2 protein-coding genes are annotated in these 1,776 nt (G+C 69.2%); both read left to right on the plus strand.

Translation table 11 applies throughout. The annotated features are described in order from the left end of the window. Nucleotides 1–864: IS21 family transposase (locus tag ABZ818_RS42735; protein WP_361427729.1), on the plus strand; the 864-nt coding region annotated here is incomplete at its 5' end. Continuing rightward, nucleotides 864–1,712, plus strand: a complete 849-nt coding sequence (istB, locus tag ABZ818_RS42740) for an IS21-like element helper ATPase IstB (protein ID WP_361427732.1) — start codon at nt 864–866, stop codon at nt 1,710–1,712. The genes ABZ818_RS42735 and istB, both read left to right, overlap by 1 nt. Nucleotides 1,713–1,776 lie beyond the last annotated feature (64 nt).

The raw sequence follows: 1,776 nt of genomic DNA on the forward strand, positions 1-1,776 counted from the left end.
CTGGGCTATGGGCAGAGCGGACGCCCGCCGGTCCTGGTGATGGTGTCCGGCTACTCGCGCGTGATCACCGCCCGGATGCTGCCCTCGCGCAGGACCGGCGACCTGATCGACGGGCACTGGCGGCTGCTGACCGAGTGGGGCGCCGTCCCCAAGACACTGGTCTGGGACAACGAGGCCGGCGTCGGCCGCGGCCGCCCGACATCCGAGTTCGCCGCGTTCGCGGGCCTGCTCGCCACCCGGATCTACTTGTGCCGGCCGAGGGATCCGGAGGCGAAGGGACTGGTGGAACGGGCGAACGGCTACCTGGAGACGTCGTTCCTGCCCGGACGGCACTTCAGCGGACCGGACGACTTCAACACCCAGCTGCAAGCGTGGCTGAAGGTCGCCAACCGGCGTGTCCACCGCACTCTGGGGACCCGTCCGGCCGACCGGTGGGAAGCAGACCGGGCCCAGATGCTCACCCTGCCCGCGGTCGACCCGCCGACCTGGTGGCGGTTTTCGACCCGGCTGGGGCGGGACCACTATGTCCGCGTCGACACCTGCGACTACTCCGTCGATCCCGCCGCGATCGGTCACCAGGTCACCGTGCTGAGCGACAATGAGCAGATCATCGTGCTCACCTCCGGCGGCGAGATCGTCGCGCAGCATGCCCGCTGCTGGGCCCGCCATCAGACCATGACCGATCCCGAGCACGCCGAGGCCGGGCAGGCGATGCGCCAGGAAGTACGCCGTCGGCCCACCGGTCAGATCCACGCCGTCGGCTCCGCCTCCGGCCCGCTCGTCGAGGTCGAACAGCGCGAGCTGGGCTCCTATGACCGGCTGTTCACCGTCATCGACGGCGACGCCGGCAAGGAGGCCGGCTGATGTCCCGCACCCCCACCACCCTCGACAGTGAGGCACCCGCACCGGCAACCACCGTGGTCACGAGCCGCAGGACCGGCCAGCAGACCACCTCCGACCTGGCCTTTCTTGCCAGGGCGATGAAGGCCCCGGCCCTCCTTGCCGCTGCCGACCGGCTCGCCGAACGGGCCCGCAAGGAGTCCTGGACCCACGCCGAATACCTCGTCGCCTGCCTCCAGCGCGAGGTCTCCGCCCGTGAATCGCACGGCGGCGAGGCACGAGTACGCGCCGCCCGTTTCCCCGCGATCAAGACGATCGAGGAGCTCGACGTCACCCATCTGCGCGGCATGACGCGCCAACAGCTCGCGCATCTGGGCACGTTGGACTTCATCGCCGGGAAGGAGAACGTCGTCTTCCTGGGCCCGCCCGGCACCGGCAAGACGCACCTGGCGATCGGCCTGGCCGTGCGGGCCTGCCAGGCCGGACACCGTGTCGCCTTCGCCACCGCCGCCGAGTGGGTCGACAAGCTCGCCGCCGCCCACGAGACCGGCCGCCTGTCGGCCGAGCTCACCAGGCTTGGCCGCTATCCGCTGATCGTGGTGGACGAGGTCGGCTACATCCCCTTCGAAGCGGAGGCCGCGAACCTGTTCTTCCAGCTCATCTCGAACAGATACGAACGCGCGTCCGTGATCGTCACCAGCAACAAGCCCTTCGGACGCTGGGGAGAGGTCTTCGGGGATGAGACCGTGGCCGCCGCCATGATCGACCGCCTGGTCCACCATGCCGAGGTCCACTCCCTCAAGGGCGACTCCTACCGCATGCGAGGACGCGAACTTGGACGCGTCCCCACCGACACAACCGACAACGACTGAACCAACACCAACCGGGTCAGAATTCAACCGCCCAAAGTGGGTCCGAGTTCAGCCGACGCCGACA

This window comes from Streptomyces sp. NPDC047453 (genome assembly GCF_040643155.1).
In the GTDB taxonomy this organism is placed as follows: Bacteria; Actinomycetota; Actinomycetes; order Streptomycetales; family Streptomycetaceae; genus Streptomyces.